Source organism: Candidatus Clostridium eludens, from assembly GCF_045310515.1.
GTDB classification, from domain to species: Bacteria; Bacillota; Clostridia; order Clostridiales; family Clostridiaceae; genus Clostridium_B; species Clostridium_B eludens.
Map to the genome: position 1 here is coordinate 114,462 of NZ_JBJHZX010000002.1, position 24,148 is coordinate 138,609.

General features: G+C 32.6%; 20 protein-coding genes. 7 read left to right on the forward strand and 13 right to left on the reverse strand.

All coding sequences use genetic code 11. The features are described from left to right. The first annotated feature begins 420 nt into the window (after nucleotides 1-420). Nucleotides 421-747 carry a helix-turn-helix domain-containing protein gene (locus tag ACJDU8_RS01990; RefSeq protein WP_406790470.1) on the forward strand — a complete coding sequence of 109 codons (327 nt, stop codon included), beginning with the start codon at nucleotides 421-423 and terminating at the stop codon, nucleotides 745-747. A gap of 258 nt (nucleotides 748-1,005) precedes the next feature. Here ACJDU8_RS01990 and ACJDU8_RS01995 read toward each other — a convergent pair whose 3' ends face one another. Then, a complete protein-coding gene (locus tag ACJDU8_RS01995) occupies nucleotides 1,006-1,380 on the reverse strand; it encodes a hypothetical protein (protein ID WP_406790471.1) in 375 nt (124 codons plus the stop codon). A 650-nt stretch (nucleotides 1,381-2,030) separates the two neighbouring features. Here ACJDU8_RS01995 and ACJDU8_RS02000 point away from each other — a divergent pair. After that, entirely contained in the window at nucleotides 2,031-2,270 is a 240-nt protein-coding gene (locus tag ACJDU8_RS02000; protein WP_406790472.1) for a hypothetical protein, read from the forward strand. A 346-nt stretch (nucleotides 2,271-2,616) separates the two neighbouring features. On the opposite strand, the gene ACJDU8_RS02005 is transcribed toward ACJDU8_RS02000, so the two are convergent. From ACJDU8_RS02005 to ACJDU8_RS02050, 10 genes are all read right to left on the reverse strand, one after another. Next, entirely contained in the window at nucleotides 2,617-3,507 is an 891-nt protein-coding gene (locus tag ACJDU8_RS02005) for a DNA adenine methylase (RefSeq protein WP_406790473.1), read from the reverse strand. Then, complete coding sequence (locus tag ACJDU8_RS02010; RefSeq protein WP_406790474.1) at nucleotides 3,485-4,120, reverse strand: hypothetical protein; 636 nt, start codon at nucleotides 4,118-4,120, stop codon at nucleotides 3,485-3,487. Before ACJDU8_RS02010 ends, ACJDU8_RS02005 begins: the two co-directional genes overlap by 23 nt. Before the next feature lie 400 nt (nucleotides 4,121-4,520). Further along, entirely contained in the window at nucleotides 4,521-5,324 is an 804-nt protein-coding gene (locus ACJDU8_RS02015; RefSeq protein WP_406790475.1) for a hypothetical protein, read from the reverse strand. Between the two features lie 550 nt (nucleotides 5,325-5,874). Continuing rightward, on the reverse strand, nucleotides 5,875-6,186 hold the full coding sequence (locus ACJDU8_RS02020; protein WP_406790476.1) for a hypothetical protein: 312 nt from the start codon (nucleotides 6,184-6,186) through the stop codon (nucleotides 5,875-5,877). A gap of 31 nt (nucleotides 6,187-6,217) precedes the next feature. Continuing rightward, nucleotides 6,218-7,117 (reverse strand): Rpn family recombination-promoting nuclease/putative transposase, encoded by a 900-nt coding sequence (locus ACJDU8_RS02025; protein ID WP_406790477.1) that lies wholly within the window; start codon nucleotides 7,115-7,117, stop codon nucleotides 6,218-6,220. 187 nt (nucleotides 7,118-7,304) lie between these two features. Then, nucleotides 7,305-7,988, reverse strand: coding sequence for a tyrosine-type recombinase/integrase (locus tag ACJDU8_RS02030; protein ID WP_406790478.1), 684 nt, complete (start codon nucleotides 7,986-7,988; stop codon nucleotides 7,305-7,307). Between the two features lie 224 nt (nucleotides 7,989-8,212). Further along, complete coding sequence (locus ACJDU8_RS02035; RefSeq protein ID WP_406790479.1) at nucleotides 8,213-8,653, reverse strand: hypothetical protein; 441 nt, start codon at nucleotides 8,651-8,653, stop codon at nucleotides 8,213-8,215. A gap of 1,050 nt (nucleotides 8,654-9,703) precedes the next feature. Then, nucleotides 9,704-12,487, reverse strand: a complete 2,784-nt coding sequence (locus ACJDU8_RS02040) for a beta strand repeat-containing protein (RefSeq protein ID WP_406790480.1) — start codon at nucleotides 12,485-12,487, stop codon at nucleotides 9,704-9,706. 260 nt (nucleotides 12,488-12,747) lie between these two features. Then, nucleotides 12,748-16,710, reverse strand: a complete 3,963-nt coding sequence (locus tag ACJDU8_RS02045) for a cell wall-binding repeat-containing protein (RefSeq protein ID WP_406790481.1) — start codon at nucleotides 16,708-16,710, stop codon at nucleotides 12,748-12,750. Between the two features lie 628 nt (nucleotides 16,711-17,338). Further along, entirely contained in the window at nucleotides 17,339-18,385 is a 1,047-nt protein-coding gene (locus tag ACJDU8_RS02050; RefSeq protein ID WP_406790483.1) for a cell wall-binding repeat-containing protein, read from the reverse strand. 200 nt (nucleotides 18,386-18,585) lie between these two features. Between ACJDU8_RS02050 and ACJDU8_RS02055 the strand changes: the two genes are divergently transcribed. Together ACJDU8_RS02055 and ACJDU8_RS02060 are read left to right on the forward strand one after the other, a co-directional pair. Continuing rightward, nucleotides 18,586-19,026, forward strand: a complete 441-nt coding sequence (locus ACJDU8_RS02055; RefSeq protein WP_406790485.1) for a cell wall hydrolase — start codon at nucleotides 18,586-18,588, stop codon at nucleotides 19,024-19,026. 125 nt (nucleotides 19,027-19,151) lie between these two features. Further along, complete coding sequence (locus ACJDU8_RS02060; RefSeq protein ID WP_406790486.1) at nucleotides 19,152-19,553, forward strand: hypothetical protein; 402 nt, start codon at nucleotides 19,152-19,154, stop codon at nucleotides 19,551-19,553. Between the two features lie 49 nt (nucleotides 19,554-19,602). Here the strand turns inward: ACJDU8_RS02060 and ACJDU8_RS02065 are convergent, their stop codons facing one another. Together ACJDU8_RS02065 and ACJDU8_RS02070 are read right to left on the reverse strand one after the other, a co-directional pair. Further along, nucleotides 19,603-20,472 (reverse strand): tRNA 2-thiocytidine biosynthesis TtcA family protein, encoded by an 870-nt coding sequence (locus tag ACJDU8_RS02065; protein ID WP_406790487.1) that lies wholly within the window; start codon nucleotides 20,470-20,472, stop codon nucleotides 19,603-19,605. Between the two features lie 99 nt (nucleotides 20,473-20,571). Further along, complete coding sequence (locus tag ACJDU8_RS02070) at nucleotides 20,572-21,540, reverse strand: sensor histidine kinase (protein ID WP_406790488.1); 969 nt, start codon at nucleotides 21,538-21,540, stop codon at nucleotides 20,572-20,574. A 1,261-nt stretch (nucleotides 21,541-22,801) separates the two neighbouring features. Here ACJDU8_RS02070 and ACJDU8_RS02075 point away from each other — a divergent pair. Genes ACJDU8_RS02075 through ACJDU8_RS02085 form a run of 3 tightly spaced genes read left to right on the forward strand, consistent with a single transcriptional unit; the run spans nucleotide 22,802 to nucleotide 24,051 of the window. Further along, nucleotides 22,802-23,269, forward strand: a complete 468-nt coding sequence (locus ACJDU8_RS02075; RefSeq protein WP_406790489.1) for a hypothetical protein — start codon at nucleotides 22,802-22,804, stop codon at nucleotides 23,267-23,269. Then, nucleotides 23,256-23,927, forward strand: a complete 672-nt coding sequence (locus ACJDU8_RS02080) for an accessory gene regulator ArgB-like protein (RefSeq protein ID WP_406790490.1) — start codon at nucleotides 23,256-23,258, stop codon at nucleotides 23,925-23,927. The genes ACJDU8_RS02075 and ACJDU8_RS02080 overlap by 14 nt, the downstream gene beginning before the upstream one ends. Then, nucleotides 23,917-24,051, forward strand: coding sequence for a cyclic lactone autoinducer peptide (locus ACJDU8_RS02085; protein ID WP_406790491.1), 135 nt, complete (start codon nucleotides 23,917-23,919; stop codon nucleotides 24,049-24,051). Before ACJDU8_RS02080 ends, ACJDU8_RS02085 begins: the two co-directional genes overlap by 11 nt. The last annotated feature ends 97 nt before the right edge of the window (nucleotides 24,052-24,148 follow it).

Sequence of the window (24,148 nt, forward strand, 5' to 3'; positions counted from 1 at the left end):
ATTGGAATTATCATATCTTAGGCATTTAAGAATTTTAAGACTGCAAATTATTTTAATAATACATGAAGACAAAATTAACCTATACAAATTATCATTCACCAATAAACCTGCCTCCTGTCATCCGAATGAACTATATGTTGTTAATGGATATAGTATATATCCTACTTTAAGCAACTCTATTTTAATCCTAAAAATGCTGTTTTTCATGTTTTAAAATATTATTAATTGTAAAATTGAATATATAAATATAGATTGAGTTTCTATAATAAGATGCAAAAAAGTACTCCCCTAAATAAGTCATGCAATACTTTAAAAGCTATAACCATATTTGAATTTATAAGTCAATATTTATTTATAAGTTCGTTATATTTATAAGTCAATGTTGATAATATGAAGTTAAATAATTCAGGAGGTGAGTACATGATAGATTATGAAGTTATTGGTTCCAGAATTCGTCAAAAACGTTTAGAAAAAAAACTAACACAAGAACGATTGGCTGAATGTTTAAATATATCCGGTGAGTATATGAGTAAAATCGAAAACGGTCGTGCCCAGATAAGTTTAAAACGTTTAGCAGAATTGAGTCTGGTGTTGAAGTGCCCTATAGAATATTTAATAGCCGGTTCAGTAATGCAGGCACCTGATTATAAATCAAACGAACTTACTAAACTACTAGAATGTTTATCCCCTAAAGAAAAAGATGTTATATTCAAAATTACTGAATTAATTACTTCACTTAAAAAATAGGAGCATCCATTCTTTAAGAAGAAGCTCCTTTAATATATCAGCATACATAAAATTAAGTTCATCATATTAACTCAAATGTAAAAAAGACTTAAAATATAACTCTCAAGTCTTTTTTATCACTTTCTAATTTAGATTAACTATTTGGATTATGATTGCATAGTCCACCTAAAAAGTATACACTATCTAAACATTCAGGAATTACTTTCTCAATTCTCCACATGTAAAAAATAGAATGAAGTGTATTTTTTATAATACAACTTAAACATACACTACATATTTTAATAATATATGGTGTTTATTTTGTATAGCACAGTTCTTAACTTTTTCTTTATCACCTAACTTTTCCATTAAAAATTTATATTCTTTCGCTGGATCCAGATCTAACGCTGCAGGGCCAAAAGTTTTATGTATGATTCCAAGTATTTTATTTATTTTAAACAACAGATAATAAGTTAACGCTTCAATTCCCTTTGTTGTCCATTTATTCAAACTAGTATCTATTATTTTATTATTTTTTACTCCCCATGCATGTCTAACATATAGGCCACATTGAGCATCATACAAATAACCTATTACCACATACTGTATTTGATTATCCTTAAGTAATTGTACCGTATTGGGATGGCGACTCAACTACCACCTGCTTAAAGCAGGTGGTTGAGTTCAAATGATAATTTTTATGTTTATGTTTATCTATCAAGTCTTTTTACTATCAAAAATGGAAACATGGAAACAGCCTTAATGTATTAATCAAAGTGTGCCTTATTAAATAATTCAAATCAAATGATTGATCCACCTTATATGAATCAATGAATATCCTATAATATTTTCCATTAAATGTTGTTTTACAAAGTATCGGAATCATTATATCTCAGTTATTTAAGAATTTTAAGACTAAAAATTATTTTAATACTATATGAATACAAAATAGAAAAGGATTAACCTATACAAATTATCATTCACTAATAAAACTTCTCTCTGTCATCTGAATAGCCTATATGTTGTTAATGGATATAACCATATCTCACTTTAAGCGACTCTATTTTAATTCTAAAAATGTTGTTTTTTATGTTTTAAAATATTATTAATTTTGAAATTGAACATATAAATATAGATTGAATTTCTATAGTAAAGTATGCAGAAGTACTTTACTAAATAAGTGCTGTAATACTTTAAGACCTATAGCTGCACCTGAATTTTAGTGTCAATATTGATTTATAAGTCCATTATACTTATAGGTCAATGTTGATAATATGCAATTAAATAATTCAGGAGGTGAGTACATGAGTAGGATCGAAAATGGCTGTGCCCAGATAAGTTTAAAACATTTAGCACAGTTAAGTTTAATGTTAGAATGTCCTATAGAATATTTAATAACCGGTTCGGTTATGCAGTCACCTGATTATAAATCAAATGAATTTACTAAACTACTGGAAGGTTTGTCCTCTAAAGAAAAAGATGTTGTATTCAAAATTACAGAGCTAATTATTTCACTAAAAAAAATAGGAGCATCCATTCTTTAAAAGAAGCTCCTTTAATATTTGCTATCTATCCTATACTTTAACATGAATATCACAAAACTTTAGAGTATTAAGTACTAATAGGACTATTTCTATGAATTATTTCCATTTATGTAAAATAATTCTTAAAGTAGTCATATATTTTAACTTTCGATATACTTTAAAATAATTACTACAACATCCTACCTTTTAATTTCTTATACCCCCAACTAGCTCCATCACAACAATTTAGTCTTTATTTTCCTATATTCCATTAAACTATCCACATAACAAAAATACCTGCTATAACCTCAAAAGTAATAGCAGATATTAACCCATATATTTCCTGACTTTATCTTTCAAAATTCAACTACATTATTACAGAATATTTCGCTAAATCAGAATAATTGTCATAGTTTAAATAAACATACTCAATTTTTTTACTTCGTTTCTTACTTGATCTACCAGCTGGACTAGGCAACCTCTTGACCTGCATTTTGTGCCAATGCTTTGTTTCTTCTACAAGCTTATCATATGTAGGTGATTCATAATTACATATTAAAATTTTGCACCCATGCTTACCATCAATGTCCTTAACCATTTCAACAAAATTCTGATGTATAGTTAACGGCCAATCAAATTTTTCATTATCATAACTGTTTTTACTTACACGCTCAGTATCTTCAGGATATGGAACATCAGCCAGAATCCAGGCATCAGTATTGTCTTTATTATCTTTAATTATTTCAAAACAATCTCCGTTCTGTATTGTTATATATTCTAATGCTTTTGCCACTTTTTCAAGTCTCCTCTTTATGTTAACAGATTTGTTTTTACTCCAAATCTTTTTTACCCAGTTTTTTTTCTCGCAATTCATTGACTGTGTTAAAAGCATAAATACAATTTTTGCTTGTTCGGCTTTATCTTGAATATCCGGAAAATTATTGTTATACTGTAGCAATGCCTTATCAAACAGATCTTTATCCATAGGAATTTCAGATACCTCTCTTATGAATCTATCTCTAGTCACTGGATCTTTTAAAACTGCAACCAGATTATAAACCTTCTCGTTAAATTCATTGTATACAGCCCTATCAAACCACCAATAACGATTTAATATAAATGCGCCGAGTCCTCCACAAACTTCATACATGCTTTTACAGTCTTTAGGAATAAGTAATGTTAGTTCTTTTAAAAGCCTGCGTTTAGAACCAAAGTATGAGCATATATATATTATGTTAGTTGTAACCACAGATAGCATATTGTACTACCTCCTTTTCTACTGATGAAAGAGCAGCTTCCTCTTCTAATGCTTTAGCATCTATACGTAACCACCAAGTATTTTTTTGTTCACCATTTTCTTTAATTCTTCTATTATAATCATAAATTCTACCAGCCGATGGCTTCAATATGTCTGCTTCTAATAGGATTTTTTTAAATCGTAAAGGTACCCAGCCACAACCTTTCACGGTTTCATTAAATTTTTTAGTTTCTACAATATAATAGCCATGCTCTTCCTTATAATCTTCCAATGAACTATACAGTATCTGAAATACCTCCCGGCAATTCATTTTGTCTTTAGTTTTCAAAATTTTTATTTTATTAAAATTTTCATGAATAAACTTAGCTATCTCGGCAACATCATTAGCCGTCAAATCAGCAATATTATCTAAATAAGCTATTTTTGCTGTTACATCTTCACACCTAAATATTTCTTTTGCTTCTGAGCAGTTATAATTGGCATCAACCACTATTACTTTTAATCCATTCATAAGATTAGCTCTGTTATAAATTCTAGACACGTAAACTTTCGTACCATCTTCAGTAGTATGGGCTAGAGTCATACCCTTGACAATTCTTGTTTGTTTAATCATAATATTGACCTTCCTTTTCTCAAGTTGGTCTATAAAGCTTTATAGATATCCGTTTTTTATATTTAAAGATGAGCTCTTATCCTTATGCTCTTATTGTAAATGAGTGACTGGTGACTTTTTTTGAGCGACCAAAGTAACTGTATATAAAAAAGCTGATACGGATACACCTTATCAGCTTTTCATTAAAAAATATTTTTTTATAAATCAACTTTTAATCCCTAATATGCAATAAATTATGAATGGTAAAAGTAAATTCTAATTACATGGCTTGTGAAACAATCAAAATACAATGCCATAACTAACATATCTAATTAATAAAAAAGAACACTTCAATTTTTTTGAACATGCTCTTTAAAATATTATTCAATGTTATTTAATTATTTTTATTTTATCAAGAAGCTTAAATGGTAAATTCTTTACTAAAATAATCTCTAAATGTAAAGACTATACCTAAATCAAATATATTCTTTATGATAGTTTGTACTAATCCTTTTTTAATTTTAATAAATTTAGGCCTGTAGGTCATTCCATTTTTACTTGATTTACTTATATCTTTCATATAAGGTTCCCATTTCTTATGCTTATAAACATTTGCCTTATCTATGATGTCTACCTCATTGGCCATATTTAATAGTATAACTGTTAACAGTCCCCTTAAACTATATAAGCTTTCTATAATCTTAACTGCTTCCTCAACTTCCTTAACTAATGAACCATTATTATCTGATAATTCCTTGTCAGGTTCCTTACTATCTGATAACTTTTTGCCAGACACTTTATAACATATCTCCTCATACTCCAAGTGTACAGGATTTTTTAACTGTTCCTGATAAAACTTCCCATGATATGCATGGCCACCACCTTCATCTTTATCGAAAAATGGACAATCATTTTCAAGATTAACAGTATCTATTGACCCACCATCATAATTTAGATATGCATCTTCACATACTATATCAAGTTCTATTCTTTGTTCCCCTGACCAGTATTTTGTAGACAAACCAGTTAAGTCCTGTATAATTTTTAAAGTGGTTTGTTGTGCAGCATCATCTCTAAATAGGTTGTCAATCCTACCAGTCTTAGCCTGTTTAAAGATAATATCTAAAAACTCATGTTCATCACATAGCCCCTTATATGTACCAGTTACTCTAAGAATTTGCTCAAGTAACATATAATTTATTTTAATATTCGTAATAGTATTCATGTGTTACCTTCCTTTCATGATATAATGAAATCATTATATCATGAAAAAAGATGCGTTAAAACATAATTATGCAAACGTATCCTCAAAATGGTTACATGTCTTTGATTTTTAGTATACTTCAAAATAACACAATCTTATATAAGCATTGATATCACAGTGTCTATTATATAAGCTCAAACAATCCATGATTTGCTTCACAAGATTTTCTTTTATCAAGAATTTATACATACACCATGACTGCACATTAAATCTTTCCTTAGCTATTTTCCCAGCTCTTTTATCAGCTTCTTTATTAATCATATGTGCAAATTTGTTTTAAAAATTCATGCACTATTTTATCACTTCCAATGTTTTTATTATTCTCATTTACACTCCTCCATTCTTATTACAGTACCAATGTACTAGTTGAATATGACCAATGTATTGTTCTTCTATGGATATGATATATATTTGAAATTTCCATTGTTCCATTTAACCTATTATAGCCGTATGTATCAGTATAACAGAAAAAATCCCCTGCACTTATAGCTATACAAGGGATTCAATAATTTTAGTTTTGATATCTGTTCTTTAGTTCCAGAACTTTCTCCAAAGGCAGTCCTGTACCTTTAGCTACCATTTCTTCATTCACTCCAAGTCTTAGAAAGTTTACGGCATTTTCCTCTGCTTTTTTAGCTGCACCTTCTTCTCTGCCTTCTTCTCTGCCTTCTTTTCTACCTTTTTCTTCCGCAGACTTCATCCTAGTCAGCTGGTCGCTAATTTCTGCATATTTAGCTTCGTATAACATTCTAGCCTTCTCGTCCTTGCTTATTATCTGTAGTAAATCATAGGCTTTCTTTAAATCTTTTTTACTTTCTACCATCGTTACGCTATTCCTTATCTCACTAATTTATTTAGTTGGTCATTTGTTTTTTTAGCTCAATTACTTTTTCTAGCGAAAGCTCTGAACCCTGAGCTACTTGTTCAACTGTAAATCCCATTTTCAAGAAATTTTCTGCCAATTTTATTGCTTTTCTATTTTCTCCTATATCTATTCCTTCTTTTCTGCCTTTTTCTTCTGCAGACTTCATCCTAGTCCGCTGGTCGCTAATTTCTGCATATTTAGCTTCGTATAGCATTCTAGCCTTTTCATCCTTGCTTATTATCTGTAACAAATCATAGGCTTTCTTTATGTCCTTATTCTTTTCTGCCAACATCTCCATCACCCCCTTCGATTTTCCATCAAGGAATTCCATCCATTGAACTATCGGGTCACTTTCATTTATCTCAATATCTTCATCAAACAGCTTTGGTATTTCTAAAAAGTACACCGAAAGTATATCTGTCAGTCTATAGCCTGTTTCATCTTCTGTCAGATGGTAGCTTGAGTAGGGCTTCTTTAACGGCGTACATTTGAAGTCCACTATGTTTATGGTTACACATTTCTTTAAGTTATCGTAGGTATCTCCAGGCTTTATTTGACTTGTATACATCTTGCTCCAGTAGAACATGGTACGTTCCGGCATGTATTCCGTTGGTAGTATCTGTATCTCCACGTCAATTTGCCTTCCCAATCTAGTTTTTACCCTTACATCAAGTATACCTTTTCTGTCTTCTTTGAATTCTTTTATAAGCTCGCTATTTATTATTTCTATTCCATGAAATTCTTCTTCTGGAATAGCCAATATATCTCTTAGTAGTGCTATTAGCAGGTCTTTGTGCTTCTCGTTACCAAATATATACTTGAATACAAAATCATATTTGGGAGACATTATGAAATTATCATCTATTGTTTTTCCCTTTTTCTTAGGCATTCTACCACATCCTCTATATTACATTTGGCTGTTATCCTTCATTATATTCATACCTCTATATTCTTATTTTATCAGAAAATTAAGTTTTATTCTACATGGTTTATAGACTCAGATATTGCTACTATCCACGCTCTAGCTTTTTGTACTGCTGATAGTGCTTATATTTTAGGCTTGCAACCTGAAAAATTTACAGCAGCTCCACCGCCTCTCCCTTGTCTCGTTGTGAGGTATTGATGTAGAAAGTTGCTGCGGTCTGTATGGAAGCGTGCCCTGCCAGCTTTGCAACGGTGGTCAGTTCTGCCCCTCTTTTCAGCAATCTGGTGCAAAATGTGTGCCGAAACTTGTGTGGGTGCATTCTTATGTCCAGCTTGCCTTCCATCCTGTTTAGGAGCTTGTTTACAGCATCCCTGTCCATTTTCGCTGACCTGTTAGTTAGGATTAGATACTCACTTTCTGCAAATTTATTATTTTTACGTTCTTCCTCTAAGTACTCCTTTATTGAATCCACTACTTCTCCTTTTAACGGTACTTCTCTTCTTTTACCGCCTTTCCCCCAGGCTACAGTTAAATTCATTGCTAGTACATCTATATCTTTCAGTTTAATGCTTACTAGCTCTGATACTCTTATACCAGTATACAAAAGCAGCAGTATTATCAGCCTATCTCTTGACAGTACTTTTTCCGATTGAATGAAAAATAGTAGCTTTTCTATTTCTGTATCTGTAAAAATTTCTACCTCACCTTCACTGCCTGCTGCTATCCTTACCTTGTCCTTTTTCAGGTCTACTACTATTTCATTAGTATAGCTGCTGTCTACCAAGTACTTGTTGAAGGATTGCAGGCTATTTACCTTCTTATTTATAGTATTCATCTGGTAGCCACCTTGAACCAAATAGCTCCTGTAAGAGGTAATATGGAACCTTTTCAGGTTTCCTGTGAAAGTACTTCCCTTAGAACTCCAGCCACTGTAGAAACACTCTTATATCCCCCATATAGCTCTCTAGAGTCTTATCTGCCTTGCCATCTTATAGTAGATATTCTCCAAATCCAGCTACTATTTTTCCTGCAGTAATTACTATATCCATATCCATATGTCTACTCCTCCCCTATATAGCGGTAGTAGATTTCCCTGGCATTAGAATCACTATATCCTTTTATTGATTCTTCTGTTCCTGATTTTCCATGTTTATGGTATATATAGTAACATTGTATTTCCACATACCCGTTACATTGCAACCTTTCGTAAAGTTCCCTTGCCTCTTTAATATCTACTTTTAGAGCTATATCACATCTTACAAATATGTAGAAGCTGATAAAATCAGCCTCTTCTACACCCTTACAATTTTCAGCCAGCGCCTTCGTAGTCTCATAGTTTAAATAGGGTTCAAATTCTATGTGATTTTTTTCTACCTTTCTTATGAATTCTGCTATTACAGACGCTTCTTCCATAGAAACTTCACAGTACCTTCTGCAGACCATTTCTATCTCTTTTGCCATGAATTTGATGATGATTGGAATGTTATTTGATGTGTCCATATTATACTCCTCCCTTGATTATCTTTTTCTATTCAAGGGAATAATATATATTTCATGAATGGTTCTTTACAGATGGACAAAAAAATGAATCCTAAAGTAGAATTTCATTTTTCTTCCAATTACATCTTGCAATAATGTCAAGGTGAAAATAGTCTAAAATTATAGTTATACCTCCATTTACGGTTGCTTTCTTTATCATTTTCATCTTATTTCCTAGTAAGGTACTAATTATCTCTATTACCTTTACATTTCATAAATACCTCAATTGAGGCAACACAAGTGTAATCAGCCATATGAACCAATAGTCCCATAATGACTTGGTATCTATTTTATTCTATAATAGTAACATGAAGTAGCTATAGTTGTAGTAATATTATAGAGTTTCAGTAGTCTCTATAATTAAAATTACTCTTTACTATATTGCTAAGTGACCGCTGAAAAAATAATAGAATTTGTTGAAGTGACTTTAAGTAATGGATTAGGTAGAAATGTTTGTTCTTGAAGTTGATTCACTACAGAATTTAGATTATGCAGTGTAGATTAGGGTATGGAATTTAGCAAGGGTTGTTGGTATGAGTGGAGAATTAGTTATTTTACACATCAGAGAATTTTTATGCAGTGTATTTTCTCATTCTTTTGCAGTGAGGCTAAAAAAGAATAAAGATAATAAACGGAAGACCATCAGGCAAAGTCTTACTTTATCCAACAGCTTTTTAATATATAGCTTGTTTAATTTTTAGACGTTGAACCTTAATTTTTAAGTATTTAAAATCACATAAAGTTCACATATCTACTTGATATTATAACTATAACTTTTAGTTATAATATCAAGTAATGAGAAAAGATCATTAGGATAAAGTGTTGCTATATCTAACCGTCTTTTATATAGCTTATTTGATTTTCCAGTCAGTGATGAGATCTGGCTACATCATGAATTTAGATATGACGTGGTACGTTCATGTTTCAAATAAAAGAAGGAAGGTTTCCCTTCCCACTTTCTTTTGTTTTTATCATCCGTACAAACTTTATTGATAGTTTTTTAAGAAAAGATTACTTAGTTACTGTTCCGGTGAATCCATCAACGCTTGCAGTAATTTTATCTCCAGAAGCTACAGCAGTTCCAAGAGTAACTGTACCAACACCTGATGTGAAGGTTACTTGAACATTGCCATCAACATCGGCACCAGTTACCGCTTTAGCTGCACCAGTACTATCAACATAAGTTACCTTTACAATTTTAGTACCAGTGTAACTTGAGAGGATGTTTCCTGAAGCATCTTCTGCGTTAATTGTAGCAGTAGTGCCAGCAACAGTTGCAGAAATTCCTAATTTTGACATTGCTGCAGCAGTCACTGTTGGGCTAGTAGCAACGGTTGCTGTATTTGAATCATAAGCTACTTGAACTGCAGTTCCAGTTGAGTCCGCAACTGTTACTGGTACAGTTGTTGTAGCAACACCGTTAACAAACTGAAGATTACGTAAATAAGTTATTGCACTTCCTGCATTAGGAGTTAGTGTAACTGTAGCTACTCCACTTCCATTATAGGCTGTATATGGTTGACCAGTACCGTTTAGAGCATTAACGGTTATTGTCATAGTATCGCCAGCAGTATAGCTAGTCTTATCAGTTGTAGCAGCATAGCTAGCAACAGTAGCGATATCAGTAACTGGTACTGACTTCGTATCAATCACAGTGCCGTCAGAAGCTTTTTCCAAAGTAAATGTGATAGTATCTGTACCAGCGGCAACACCTGTGATAGTAATTGTTGTCGGTGATGCAATTGCAGTAGTACTTGTCACGGTCACAATACCTGAACCTCCCGAAGTTGTAGTCGCCTTAATGTCATAATTTGCATTAGAAGAAACCTTTTGTCCGTATTGGTCGATAACATCAAATACAGCATTAGTTGTACCAGTACCTATTATACTTGCACTAGGTGTAGTTTCTTCACTTAATGTAGTAGGAACTCTTGCTGCGTTAACCGTCAGATTAGTCGAAACTTGTTTACCAGTATTTACATTAGTAAGTGTTAAAGTATAGGTACCAGCTGTTGCTGTAGGAATATTTGAGAATGTCAAATAGTCTTGTCCGTTTGTATTGGTAATATTTGCACTAACCGCTAAAGGTATAGCGCCTGCACCTGTAACCTGTGCAACAAAAGGTGTCGAAGTTAGAGCTGTACTGTTTGCCAAGACAATTGATTTACCATATTGGTCTGTGAAGTTTACAGGGAGTTTAGGTAAATTAGTTGTATCTCCGCTAACAATATTACCAGTCAAATCACCAAATGCAGCTGTCTGTGCAGTAGCAACAGGATTGAGCGTTAGTGTTTTTGTAACTACCTGGCCACTTGCAGCGTCAGAAATTGTAATTGTTGCAGGCATAGCTGTCGCCGTGCAGGTATATTGCTTTGTTGTTGTACTATATGAAAGTGCTGTTATACCGCTATAAGTATATGTTAATCCATCATAGGTAGCACCGGTAGCTATTGCTCCGTTATGAGTAGGTAAGAATGCACTTCCAGCATCATCTGTTAGAGTTATTGGAAGTACTACACCAGTATCACCAATGGAAACTCTATCATTACCTGTATTTGGAACCAAATCACCTATTGTTACAGAACCAACTGTTATATTAGCAACAGTAATGTTACTTGACACTGTAACAGTTGGATCAGATGCTAAATATGCAGTCACTTTTAATACATCACCAACATTAGCTCCGCTAGCATCGAGAGTAACATTTGTATTGCTTACAGTTCTTGATGGAGCAGTAGTATTATAAACCATAACGGTTAATAAGTTTGATGCCAAATTCATTTTCTCGCCGTATTGATTGTCAACTTCATATGAAAGAACTTGAGAAGCGGCATTTAAAATTCTAGCGGTGTTAATTTTAATACTTGTAGCTTTTTCAGCTGCTACAGTACCAGTTGCAGTATCTGTCGTAAAGGTAACTCCTGATGAAGCCACTTTTACTGAATAAGATCCTGCAATTAATTTTGACCCATCAGCCTTTACTAGGTTTGCTGTATTACCATTCCATGTTGCAGTTACAGCAACTGGAGTCGAGCCATCCTTAGTAACAGTAAAAGTTGTTGCTGATTTCTGTGCATCTGTTAATGTGCCATTAATAGTAACACCAAGTGTAGTGGAATTAATAGCGCTAACGGAAGAAACTGCTAATCCAGCTGGAGCAACAGTGAATGCTGACGCAATTACTGCAGTTGCTCCTTTGTAAGATACTGAGTCAACAACACTTTGATCTGCCGTTGATGCTGTTACTGTTGGTACTGTTAACGTAGCAATTGTATTTGTTGAATCCATTGTTACTGCTGTAGGTACTACCGTTGTTGCAGTTCCTGTACCTATTGTTTGAGTAACAGCGAAATCTGTTAATGCAGGTGCTGCTGCTAACGCACTGCTAAATGTTACTGTTACTGTTCCATTAATAGCACTAACTGAAGAAATAGTTCCAGCAGCTGCTACAGGAGTGTAACTTGTTGGTGTAGCATTTGCTGCTATAGCTGCATATATCGTAGCTGCTGCTGCTGTAGGATTCGCATTCCATTGAGCATTCGCATCTGATGCTTTATATATTTTACCCCCTGCTTCATATCCATAGTTACTCATATTTACTATAAGATCAAGAAGAGATGACTTATTAAGTACTATGTTACCTATGCCACCTTCATTTGTAACTGAAGTAGACGGTGCTACAGGTAATTTGTATATATCACCATCTTTTGCATAAGCAACTCCGCCTAAAGAAGTTGCAATTATTGTAGCTATCGCAATCTTCGTTAACCCCATATATATTTTTTTATTTGCCATTTATATTTTCCCCCCTTAGGATTATGTTATTATATTAATCAATTGCAGAACTGCAATACATTGAATTTCAGGACTTTCATCTACCAACCCAGACGCTTTTCCCTTCACAAACTCCTATGTATGAAAATGTCTATGTGGACTCTTGAAATTCTGTACTACACATCTGAATCGTTTATACATACAGAATTATATTGCATATTATTTTTTAAAAAGGGACGAGAGATTTACTCATCCCTTTTATTATATTTCTATTGTATCTACTACTGTGTTATTGTGTAAGTAGTTCCATTACTAGCAGTTACTTTAATTACATTTGATGAAGTAGCATTAAGTATTGTTAATGTTGTTCCACTAACGCTATAATCTGTGCCAGATACTAATGTTGTTCCATCTTTTGTTACAGAAGTAACAGTTACTCCAGTTGGAAGCGTTGCAGTAGCATAAGACTGTCCAAATGCACTACTAAATGTTCCTGTAAGTGTATTTGTAGTAGTTCCAGTTCCGGTTCCGGTTCCTGTACCCTGTATTATTATATTCACAGATTGTATTGATCCGTTTGCTACACCATTAATAGTTACAGTATCTCCTGTTAAATCAGTTCCAGTTGAAGTAAGAACACCTGTACTTGAAAGAGATAATCCACTTGTACTAGTTATATCAGCTCCATTTGAATCTTTTACTGCCATGCTCCAAGTTGTAAATGGAGCAGTAGGAGTACCATATTGATCAACAGCCTTGAAGTATACTAATGAAGAAGTTTTAGTATTACCGTCTGCACTATATTTTGACATTATACCATTTGAAGCTCCACCACTGTTTGCAACGTTAGCTTGGAAAATAGCATTTGACATTGTTACATTGTTTCCAACAACTGTCATAGGCACATAGTATTCATTTGTATAAATATTACCACCAGTTGTATCACCTGGTTCTGATGCATCTGCCTTATCAACATAAAGTGAAACTGATTGAGCTACTGGAATTTCATCTTTTGAGCTTACTGCAGTTGAAGTAGTATGAATTAATCCATCTTGACTCTTAATTGTCACTGTTAACGTACCAGATGCAGTTGTCTTAGTGTTATCCAAAGTATTTTTACCATATACTCCTACTATAGCATTAGTATCATAGTTATCTCCTAAATCAGCAACAAAGTCAGTAGAGTTATCAACACTTACTGAAGTGATGTCTGAGTTAGCTAATGCTACCTTGCCTTTGCTTGAAGTTAATCCATATACATTTGCTTTAGCCTTAAGCTTACTTAGATTTGCTGTTCCAATATATGACTTCTTAGCTGCATGTGTAGCATCCGAAACTACAGCAACACTATTAGAAGTTTTTCCACTTGCAGGAGCAATCGCTGAATCGTAGTCTGCAGCAGCAACTGCATCATATACTGGATTTATAGTGCCTACTGTGTAATCTTTAATGTCGGTTGTTTTAACAACTGTATAAGTTTGTGTAATTGGAGTTACAGCAGAAACAGGTATATCATAACTACCGTCAGCATTCTTATACGATGCATATGTTGTTGGGAAATTTGATGTAATAAGGGTTGATCCTGATTGAACATGCTGCATTGCTGTATAAGTTACAGTTGTAGAGCCTGATCCCTGAGCTCCAGTTGCTTTTAACTGAATGTTCCTAGCATTATATGCTTTGTCAGAAACTACTGTAACCGAACTTGAACTTGGTGCACTAGCTTTTACATAATAGTAGTCTCCTGTTGTGTCTTGGTTTGACATATCTATGCTTCCTGAATTCATCTGTCTGCCAAATTGGTCTTTAATTGCTAAGCCACCGAAGTTATCACCAAAGTCTATGTTTTGTACTGCACCAGATTCCATATTAGGAACAGCAACGTCAGTTCCAACACTTAGTGTATTTGGAATTGCTTTAGCTTGAACTGCCAAATTTATGCTGCTGAATTTTCCTGTATTTGATGTAACTGCTTGAATTGTATATGACTGTGAGCTAAGACCTGATGCTACAGCATCTGAAGGTACATTAAGTTGAAGAGAAGCAGTTCCATCTGGATTGTCTATTAATTGTAAAGCATTTGCTGAGAATGAACCACTAATGGTTACCTTACCAGCTATATCAGTATATTTAGTTAATGTTGCACCATTTTGGTCAACAGCTGTGAACGGTATGATAACTCCTGTATCTCCAGCACAAACTGTTTGGTTTGGAGCCATTAATGAAAGACTCTGTAATTGTGCAGATTTCTTTAAACTTAAATTGATACTTGCTGATTTTCCGTTACTAGTAAATGCTGTGATAACTACTGGTTGATCCGCAACCATATCAGTTGATTGTGGTTCAACTTTTATTAAAGCATTATTACTATTGCTTGGATCTGTAACTAATTCAACTTTGCATGCAGTTGGATTTGATGAAATAAGTCCTGTAACATTATTATTTCCATCGTGCATTAAACCAGCTTTGATTAAGTCATAATTTGCAGTATCATTTCCACTTAAATCTGTTGCTGTGAAATCAATATAGAATGTATCTGAAGTATCTCCATCAGCAAATATTGCATTTGGATCATTTTCACAATATAATTTGTTTAATGTTATATTACTTAGAGTTCCCTGGTTTTGAGTTATATCTAAGTTAGCACTTGTTGTAACTCCTGTTGTTTGGTCTACTCCGTTTATTGTAGTAGTTGTATATTGTGTTAAGAAGTTTGTAGCACCGCTGAATGGTGTAACTGTCAATAATCCGTTATTAGCTGAAACAGTTCCCACTCCGCATGTCCAAGTTATGCCTTGAGCTATACCGGAAGTTGTTATATCATTTCCATATTGGTCTAATACTTTGTAAAGTGCATATCCATTACCACCTGTAGTAACACCACCTGTAGTGGTAGGTGATGTAACTCCCAATGTAGTTGAAGTTACTTCTATCTTATTTATTTTCTGTGCAGTTATTTCTACGTTAGTTGAGCCTAAATCTGTAGTATCATTTGTTACACCTACTGCATAAGTATCCTCTGGAAGATTTGATGAATAGGTTAAAGTAGCTACAGTGTTGGTTGAATCCCATGTAGTAGTTAATGTAACTGGAGTACCTTGTCTTGTTACGTTAAATGAAACTTTGGAAGTATCAGCAGGTGCACTACTAAATGTAACCTGGAAGCTTGAAGCACTGTTAGCAGTAACTGAGCTAACTGAAACCACTCCTGGAACACCACCTCCAACAGCGTTATTAATTTCAGTAACTATAGATTCTGGAACAACCCCAGTCCCACCTACTACATTTAAATCAGTACTAGTTGTGGCATTGTCCTTAATATACTCTATAGCGTTATTTGTTGCAGCTGTTCCATCTTGATCAACTAATACTAATGGAGAAGCTGTTTTTCCAGCCAAAGCTGAAGCTACTAGAGCATCTGCATATCCATCTCCTGATGCATTTGCAACAAACAACTTATCTTCTTTAACTGTATCTTTGAATGCATTTAGAACTTTTAAGTTTGTATCGAATCTATCTTGTCCACCATCTACTCTGTTTGTTGCATTAACAGCACTGTATATAGTGTCATTTATAACATTTGTAGTACCAACTACAGTTACTTTTGAACCATGTTTTTGAACAAAGTCAATAACTGGTTTCATGTAATCAGCATTGTTTAAGCCTAGTAAAAGTATTTGTCCTTTTGCTGCTGCTATTGGAGCTACTGAAAGAGCATCTGAGAATCCTTGTCCTCCAACTAACATTACATTGCTTGGATCTACTCCAAGTTCAACTAACTTTTCAGCTACAGCTGCATTAGTTTCATATCTGTTAGATCCACCCAATTCTACCAAATTGTAGTTTTGATTCTTCAAGTCAGCTCTTACTCCTGCTGAAACTGAAGCATTTCCACCAACCACATATACATTCTTAGCCTTTAGTGTGCTTAATGCCGCTTTAGTGTCAGGACTTAATGAATTTGCTGTAGTTAAAAGTATTGGTGCATTTAATTTTTTAGCTAATGCAGATGCACTTACTGCATCTGCATATCCTGCACCTGATACTAATACTACATCATCGCTAGTTGTCCAGTTTGATGTAGCAACCTGAGCAGCTGTTGCGTATCTGTCTGTACCACTTGTCCTTGTTACTTTTCCTGCTGCTGCTTTAACTGGATTAACTGGAACAGTTGATAGAGCCGTAGTTAAAACTAATGACATAAGTGCAGCACTTGCGAGTGCCTTTGTACTCTTTTTACTCATATTGTAATACCCTCCTCGATTAAGTGAATTTTAATTAAAATTCTTTTTCTTTTTTAATATAAATATTCTTTGAAATATATAATATATATTTTGAATATATATCTTTCTTAAAATGTATGTCCAAGTACTATAAGTATACACACATATCTATGTACAATTTCAACCTTATACTTTTAATACTTATACTGCTTGGTCAACACTTATGAAACGAAACTTATTATACCATGATTTGAATAGCATATTCTACTAAATCACACGTAAACTTAGTTAATTTTCATAAAAACTTAATATTTTTATACTATTTCTAACAATTCATTCCTTATTATAGCATAATAAATCCACAATTTCTACAGTTTATATGCTATGATAAATAATTTATTAATTAGAATTTCTAATCTATAATCCAATTATACAACAACATTTCTAATTTTTCCATACCCTAATTCATAGTAATTTAAGGTCTTATAAGCAATATATTCCTACATGCATTTTCTTTAAAATAATGCCACTATTAATTATACTTGAGCTAATGCTATATTATTCTACACAATATATAAAAATCCTTTTTTAAATCACTGCTGAACTTAAAAATTTAATATTAAGAGAAAAGGCTATACGAACCTTTTTCTTATTCAATGCCTATAATTTGCAGGTCATCAGTATTTTTAAGGGTGGCTTCTATTTCTGATGAAACAGATGCAGTTCCCCCCACTATTATTATATTTGAATCATCCTTGGCATTGGAAAATATATAACTATTGGCATTTATTACCTGGGTATCTCCTGCTCCTACTCCTGTCAGTACAAGTGGTGATCCGGTTTTAGCTGCAGCTGCCGATGCTACCAGGGCATCTGCAAATTGATCATCATTTGCTCCCCCTGCTGCTACATATATAGTGCTGAAATCCAATCCCCCGTTATTTTTAAAATAATTCAATACTGCTATGTTGGTAGCAAACCTATCGGTACCACTAGCTATTTTAGTTGCATTTACTTGTGCAGCTACTGAGGCTGGTAAGACTCCATCTCCACCAACAGCTTGTATAGTCAATCCATTGGAATTTATTACATCTTTAACTACAGATGCCACTTCCTTTGTAGATGCAAATAATACCGGATATCCCTTCTGGGCTGCAATGGAAGCTACTGAAAGAGAGTCTGCATATCCATCCTGTCCATTTACCAACACTGCAGTTTTTTGCTTGCTCACATCAAGCACCCTTTTGGCAACTTCTGCATTAGTTCCCATTCTAGTAGTATCAGTAGTTCCTGCTATACGTTCCACTTGATAATTGTTTTCCAAGGTATTTTCTATGTTTTGAGATACTACTCCTGTACCACCTACTATGTATACTTTAGTGGCCCCTAAGCTTTGTATAGTAGAGGCAACTTCTGCTTCTAAGGTTTGTCCCTGAGTTAAAAGTATGGGGGCATTGAGCTGTTTAGCCAGTGGTGCAGCACTTACGGCATCAGCATAACCATAACCATTTACCAGTATTACATTATTACATTTATTAAACAAATCTATGGCTACTTGGTTGGCAGTGCCTATTCTTCCACCATCACCTCCATCTGTTCTCTTTACTGAAGCTGCACTTACACTTCCGCTTCCCAGCGTTACTGATAATACCAGTGCAGTTAGTATGGAACTTAAAAATCTTTTCTTATTTACCATTAGTTTATCTCTCCTTCGATTAATTATTAGACGCACACTATTTTTATTATATAACAATACTAATTTTTTTTACAGAGAATATACAATTTTTATACTGGATATTTTGAGCAGTTTTTCCTTTATAATTATAAATAATTGTAACTTTTTAAGTTCTTATAAATAAAATGATATTGTAAGCAAAATTGGCGAGGTGAAAATCTGTGGCATACTCAGACAGAGAACTTCTGGCCAGGATTATAAGATGTGAAGCAGGCGGTGAAGGTGACACCGGCATGAGGGCTGTAGCAACTACCATTATGAATAGAGTAAGGGTTCCCTATGGCGAATATCATAGAATAGGTCAGGGAGATGTAAGAAGAATACTTTATCAACAAGGTCAGTTCGACTGCATGCGTTCAGAAATTAATGGTGTACCTAATTATCAGACTATATGGTCAAATCCTCCAGAACAGATACATTATGACATAGCGGACTGGGCCCTGGCAGGTAATAGATTATTTAATATAGGCTATTCTCTCTGGTATTTTAACCCTTATGCTGCATGCCCCTGGACTTTTCCATATAATGGCACAGGCTCTTTTCAAATAAAAATACTGCAGCATTGTTTTTACAATCCAACAGAACTTTATGCACAAACTTAATAATATAGTTAATAGTGAAGAGTGATGAGTTAATAGTTTTGGTTGATTTTCGATATTTACCAAAAATCTTCATTTACTATTCATTCTTAATTCTTAACTTAATAATAAATTATGGAGGTATTTTAATGATTTCAAATTATCCTGAATACTTTAGGACTATGCCTATGACTCCTGAATTCATGCCTGAAATATGCGAAGTCGACTCACAAGATGAATTAATACAATGTGAGCCACCAAAAGATGAACTAAGACAAACTCAACAAACTCAGCGACCCCAGCAAACTCAATTTGAAATAGCTCCCGGCTCTCCTATAAACCAAGATATTAATTACACTCAAGGGTACTTAAAAACACAAATAGGAAAAAGAATAAGGGCAACCTTCCTGCTTGGAACCGCAACTCTTCAAGACCGCACAGGAGTTCTGGAAAATGTGGGAATAAGCTATATAATACTTAGAAATGAAGAGACAAATACCAGAGAACTGGCAGATATATATTCCATTAAATTTGTAGTGATATTTGATTAATGAATACAAAAACAACCAGACCAGCATTTATTTTTTGCTGGTCTAATGTTTATTTTTCTCCATTATAAAATTCTAAATAAGAATAGTACTCCCCATCTTTTTCCCATCCCAATACTCCATCCAAATTTACATTACGGGCGGCATGAAAAATCGATTTGTCTATATCTTTAAAATTCTTTTTCATTTCTTTTATCATATCTTTAATTTCATAGCGCTTACTACCCGCTCTTTTTTTCGTAACCACACAGGCACAATTAAGCGGCTGTATGGCTGCATTTTTTGTAAATGCCTCAATATCGGCTTCATGTACAAAGTAAAGGGGCCTTATAAGTTCCATATTCTCAAAATTTTCAGATTTCAGCTTTGGAAGCATTGTCTTAAAACTACCTCCATAAAGCAGATTTAAAAGAGTTGTTTCTATTACATCATTAAAGTGATGTCCCAGCGCAAGTTTGTTGCACCCAAGCTGCTGCGCCTTAGAATATAGTGCTCCTCTTCTCATTCTGGCACAAATATAGCATGGGTAATTTTTTGCAATATTATCTGCCACCCGAAAAATATTAGATTCAAAAATATGTACGGGAATATCTAAATACTTGCAGTTACTGATTAAGAGTTCTCTATTGTTTTCATCATAGCCAGGATCCATGGAAATAAATTCTAGTTGAAAATTCACCTTCCAGCGCCTGTTAATTTGTTGAAATAACTTAGCCATGAGCATACTATCTTTACCCCCAGACACTGCTACTGCAACTCTGTCTCCCTCTTCTACCAAATTAAATTCACTAATAGCCTTTACAAACTTTGACCATATACGTTTTCTATATCTTTTTGTAATACTGTGTTCTATTTCTTTTAGTGGTTTTGCCTCATTAAATGGAACCAATATTTCACCTTTTGTTCCGTTTATTTTATCCATGCCATCACCTCGTTCTTTACCAGAACATTATAGCATTTATAGTTAATAAATTAAAACTCTTCTTAAAATTGTTTTTCATTTGTTTTTCACTGAATCAGTCTAAATCTTAAAAGACATATCTGCAAATTCCATATTAATTTGTTTCATTTTATTTTTACAGTTAAGTTCTTCTTTATTTTTACAGCTAATATCTCTAATGCAATTTTCTTCTATAATTTTCACAGGAAGTTTTATGGTAAATTCACTGCCCTTCCCTATTTCACTCCTTACATAAATTTCTCCTCCATGGAGTTTCACAAAAGATTTTGCCAGATAAAGTCCTATGCCACTTCCTTCATTGTTTTCCATGGCACTTGCCCCTACTTGTCCAAACCTTTCAAATATAATCTGCTGTTTATCTTCTGGTATTCCTATACCTGTATCTCTTATTGTAATATATACAATTTCATCTTTATATTCAACATTTACATATATTTTACCTTTCTCAGGAGTAAACTTTACTGCATTAGAGAGTAAATTCAAAATTATTCTCTCCATCTTATCTGAATCTATAGCCATTACCTTCTCTTCTATATTTGTATCAAAAATTAGTTCTATATTTTTACTCTCTACATAAGGCACTAAAGATAAAGTAATGTCTTCAACCACGCTTACAATATTTCTATTATGGCAATTTAATTTTATAAACCCGGAATCCAACTTACTTATGTCCAGCAAATTATTTATAAGCCTCGTTAATCTGTAACAATTTTGTTTCATTATTTTTAAATACTCATCCTGCTTACTAATACACTTCTGGTCTCTACAGTCCCTACATGCAGCCAATACCTGTATTGCAGCAAAAATAACATTTAAGGGTGTCTTTAACTCATGAGATACATTAGATATAAACTCTGTAATATTTCTGTTAAGCTTCCTACTTTCATTTAGAAGTTCAGTATTTCTTTTTACATCACTTTTAAGTTTTTGAACCTGCTTTTCTAAGGTCATGCCATAAAATACACTCAATATAGATGAGTCCTCCAATGGTTTTTGACTAATTTTACCTTGTTCACTAAAACTATTCATATTTTCACACCCATTCCTGTATCAATAATAATCATATTTTTATTACATAATACTGTAATTATATTAATAATTATATTGATAATTATTATATTATAGAACTTTTCATAAAAATTATGTTTAATTTGACAATTCAATATAAGTAAAAGATTGTAGAGTTTCCAATTGAAAACTCTACTTATAGGTAAATACTGCATTTTCAATTCAAAAATTTGGTGAAAGGTTATATTTTAATAATGAATTTAATCATTTGGAAAAGCTTCTGAAATTCTTATTGTAAAATAAGTAATTAAAACTAAAATTTACACTCCGCTAATAATTATATCATTTATTCTGTTAAAAATAAATATTTTAGAGGGTTATTTTTGTATTTTTTTATTTTTTATGGTTAATATTTACATTTACGATTATAATCACAATACTGCTTATTTTTGTAAATATGTATAAATCATGTATGGATTATGTACGAATAATAAATTTTAATGGATAATTCATCATATATTAAAAAAATTCTACAACTTTAAGCAGGATTTTTCTATTTAATATAGAATATTTATATTAAGCAAAATGAAATAAATGTAGAATTTGTAGAAAATTGTAGAATATAAAGAGATCTAATACTACCAAGAAAGGGCATAATACTTATGTTAAAAATTCACTGGATAGAAATTTTTTTAAGAGGTATTCCTGAAAGTTTTTTGATAATTTGGGGCATATATGTAATGGCTGAAAAACCTCTCAATTGGAAAAACTATATTATTTCAAGTATTTCCATAAGTTTATGTATTTTTTTTATAAGAAGGCTTCCTATATATTGGGGAATCCATACACTAATTCTCATTATTTTAACAATAAGCCTCATGTTTATCCAGGGAATCTCACTTATTGTTTCCATGTACGGCACAATGATTATGTTTCTTATGCTTAGCTTAAGTGAAGTTTTAAATATATTAATACTAAATCTACTTAATATTGATATAAATTTGGTATATATAGATTCTATCACAGGCTCTATAAGAAAGTGTATACTTGGAATTCCCTCCCTTATTATGGTGTTTTTATTTATTATATTAATTCGTTATTTAAAAAAACAAAATATTAGCTTTTTAAAAATTTAATCCTTTCGTAAAAATATTAAAAGATTCATTTATTTTGGCATATTAAGAAGGAATTTTACTTTTTATGTAGAATTTTATATTTTATATTATACAAGAAAATCATATATAATTATAATATAAACTGAGTTATGGAAAGGATTTAATTTATGCTTAAACTTCATTGGATAGAAATTTTTTTAAGACTTATTCCTGAAATGTTTTTGGTAATTTGGGGCATAAGTATAATATCTAGAAAATCTCTTAATATAAAAAAATATATACTTTTAAGTATTATAATGGGCATAGTTACCTTTTTTACAAGAAGCCTTCCCATCTATTTTGGAGTACATACCATAATCATAACTATTTTAACCATAAGTATTATGGTAATTGCAGGGATTCCTATAATTGCTTCCATATATAGTACACTAATTATGTGTTTAATACTTTCATTAAGCGAATTTTTAAATATGCTAATACTAAGTTTTCTTAACATTACTGTAAATATTAATACTACAGCTCCAATAAAAAAATGTTTATTAGGCATTCCATCGCTGATAATTTTATTATTAATAGTACTGTTAATACGCTATGTACTAAGAAAGAGCCAACGGTGTAAAAATGTATCTAACTGAAAAATTGGCAGTGACTCTTGGAAAAAATGCTAGGAATATCTTAAACATAGACAAGGATAGAGAACAAATTATAGTATATGGTGCAATTAACCTTCTCCAAATTATATTTTCTATTTTATGGACTGTAATTATAGGATTTATTTTAGGTGTACTTTATGAAGCCCTTATATCTTCCACCACAGCAAGTATTTTAAGAAAATACTCTGGAGGAGTACATGCCTCTTCTCCTAACCGATGTATTATAATAGGTACTACTTTAGCCGGCACCGCCGGACTTATAATTGATAGATTCTCTTATAGATTTTCTTTTAAAGCTACACTAGCTTTAAGTATACTTTTTATAATAATAGCTTTTGTAATAATTGTTTTGAAAGCTCCTGTAGACAGTGCTAAAAAGCCTATTACTAGTATAAATATGAAAAAAAAATTTAAAAGGAATTCTATTATCACATTGTCAGTGTTTTCTGTACTGATAACAGTATTTTCTGTACTTTACAAAACAACCTCTGAAATTTACTGTTTAAAAATTATAAACAGTATTACCCTTGGAGTTTTATGGCAATCCATTGCTCTAACAAATAAAGGGACAATAATTTTCAATAAGATAGATCTTGCTTTAAAATATATAATGGAAAGGAGTAATATTAATGAAAACTAAATTTATAAAAATACTTATAACCTTATCTACTCTCATATGTACATTAATGGCTTTTACCATTTCTGCTTCCGCATGTAACTGGGGTTGGTATCAACCAGAAGAACCTGAGTGTTTGAGAAAGTAAATAAAATTTAAGCAAACTCTGTATTAAGTAAGAATTACTAATTTATCCAATTAGTAGTTTTTACTTTTTAATCCAGATACAATTGATATGATGGGAG